Below are 2,613 nucleotides of genomic sequence, written 5' to 3' on the forward strand. Positions count from 1 at the left end.
CTGTTAGTTCTACTGAGTTATTCACACTATAACGGTTAGTATGTGAATAGTTTGGAAAAATAGATTATTTTTATTCACTATAAAAATGTGAATAAGGTTATTTTATTTCATATTTATATCATATAAGGGTTATTTAATCTAAAACTCTATATAATTTTAAAAGCAAAATCTAAATAAGGGTTATATGATGACTAAAAATAGTGCAATGGCAAAACTCGCAAATGGTGTTAAACTTTCTGCTAAGGGTTGGGAAGATGGTAGATACATTTATATGGATGAAAAAAGTGGGCAAATTTTAGATAATGAAAATAAAACTTTCAATCTAATATCTGCAAAAGAAAAAGTTTGGCTCGAATATAAAGAGCCTAAAAAAACAAATTGTTCTACACCTGACAATACAGAGTTAATCAATATGATTAAACAGCTTATGGATGAGGTTAAAGGCATTAAAGAAGCTCAAGAGGCTCAATATATTGATATTAGTAGTGATGATGTTGCAGAGGATGTATCAACGGCTCTCAAGCAAGATATAGAGAAGTCTATTAAAGAGAATATGCCTCAAGATGAAACCTCACTAAAAGATATGATTAAAATATTTTACAATGTTGAGAGTGCAGATGAAGTAAAAACACTATTTAAAAAAGAGCTTAGTATGTGTGAGGACAAAAGAGATACTGCAAAAGTTATTTCTAAATTTATCCCTTATTGTTGGATGGGTGGAAGAAAAATTAAGACTGTAGCCAGATATTATGCAGATATGAGAAATATTATAAAAGAGGTAAATAATCAATTTCAAGATTATAGCCTTGAGTTATTTTCAATGCCTCAAGATGTTTATGAGAGAATAACAAAAGCAGATACTAAAAAAGTTATAGACAAATTAAAAGATAAAGACACATTTTCTTTAGATGAAATTAAAAACCTTATATCAACTCTAAAAGAACAATGCAAAACAGCTTTAAAACTTGGAGAAAATGCAACCATTGAAGAATGGAAAAAAGCAGGTTTACCAATAGCAAAACAGCAAACAGTAAAAAGAGCTAGAGCGTATATTTTTACTGCTTATTTAGCATTAGTTACAGGTCGTAGAATTACAGAAATTTTAAAAACTCTCTCTCTAGTAAAGAAAGGGAATAAATGGTATTTCAAGGGTATAGCTAAAAAAGGAAGTGATGAAATTGAAATTCCAGCCGTTACACTTGATGATGATATTGAGTTCTTAAATGAATTACTAACTCAAATAAGAAAAGATATTGACACTAAAGGTATGAATAATCAACAAGTGAACAGCAAATACAATCATATTTTCAATCGATCGTTAAAGAACCTTACAGGACTAAAATATACTTATCACGATTATAGAGAAATATATGCAGATTTAGCATACCGTGAATATGGTTTAAAAGATGGAACAGATAGAGAAGAAATAGATTATAAATCGGATATTTTAGGGCATCAAGTTGATAAAGATAGATTAGTCGCTACAGAGCATTATATGACTAAAAAAGGGGAATAAATGGATAATTTAGTACAAGGTATGAATATGGGTAAATTAAATGATTTTACCTTTTATATGAATAAAAATGAGTATAAAAAAATCACAGATACTATTACTGCTAATTTCAAGAGCATTGATAGTTCCAATGGAATTGAGAGGTTACAAGGACAACCAGTAATAAAAAGAGATATAAAGCTAAACGGTGTTTTAGTGCTGCAACCTTTAGACTCTTTAAAAAGTTTACAAGCTGATTTAAGAATAGGAGAAATAATCAGATTTACAACCATTGATGATGACATTTCTTGTGTTCTAACATCATTACAAGTTACTAAAAAGTTTTTTACAGACAATGGAAGTGCAACAGTTCAGGAATATAATATATCTCTAAAAGAAGTTTTAGAAGAATTACAATAAAAAAGGCATAAAATGAAAAAATTAGAAAAAATCAATCCAAACAGTGTTATATCAGTCACAGAAATAGAATTAAAAGAGCAAAAAGACAATTATATATACTTGTGTAGCCTTGTAACAAAAAAAGCCGTTTTAATGCCTTATAATCCATTAGAGAGAGTAAAGCAATTTATTAAATATGGGTATGCAATAGCAAAAAATGACGATGGTGCACTAAGAACTGAAAAAGTTCAAATTTTTATAAATTATTATGGCTTAGAAGTTACTAAGTTTCTTAATAGCAATTCAGAGGATGAAATTGTATTTATATGTGATACTATATTTCAAGCAACAAATTATATTCATAGGCATTCGTTAGATAAATTTTGTGCATAATATGCTACAATTACATTAGTGGAAGAGAGCCGAGGCTCTCTTTTTAATGTAACGGTATTGCGAGTACCATTAAAACCACTAATGCAAGTATCAAATACATTGTGAGGACTCCTTCAGAGGATTACCCTCACGCCTCTTTCCCTAAATGCACCCTATCGCAAAAGAAGTTCCCACAATTTGTAGCAACAAAATTATAACTAAATATCAATTAAAAAAATGGTATAATTTCAAAGAGTGAGACAAGCTTATTACCCAATATATAGACCCTTTGGTAACCTTGTGTTCCCCTCACTCTTTAAAAAAAACAATCTTTTTAATCTTTGTAATAT

Annotated in this window: 3 protein-coding genes; all 3 read left to right on the forward strand. The window is 29.2% G+C overall.

Translation table 11 applies throughout. The features are described 5' to 3' along the window. The first annotated feature begins 271 nt into the window (after positions 1-271). From MVY38_RS07385 to MVY38_RS07395, 3 genes are read left to right on the forward strand one after another with little or no spacing between them, the layout of a single operon-like run. A complete protein-coding gene (locus tag MVY38_RS07385; RefSeq protein WP_297484822.1) occupies positions 272-1,516 on the forward strand; it encodes a protelomerase family protein in 1,245 nt (414 codons plus the stop codon). Beyond that, a complete protein-coding gene (locus MVY38_RS07390; RefSeq protein ID WP_297484824.1) occupies positions 1,517-1,912 on the forward strand; it encodes a phage tail protein in 396 nt (131 codons plus the stop codon). It begins immediately after the preceding gene. 12 nt (positions 1,913-1,924) lie between these two features. After that, positions 1,925-2,284, forward strand: coding sequence for a hypothetical protein (locus tag MVY38_RS07395; protein ID WP_297484825.1), 360 nt, complete (start codon positions 1,925-1,927; stop codon positions 2,282-2,284). The last annotated feature ends 329 nt before the right edge of the window (positions 2,285-2,613 follow it).

The organism is Sulfurimonas sp., from assembly GCF_027056685.1.
Taxonomy (GTDB): Bacteria; Campylobacterota; Campylobacteria; order Campylobacterales; family Sulfurimonadaceae; genus Sulfurimonas.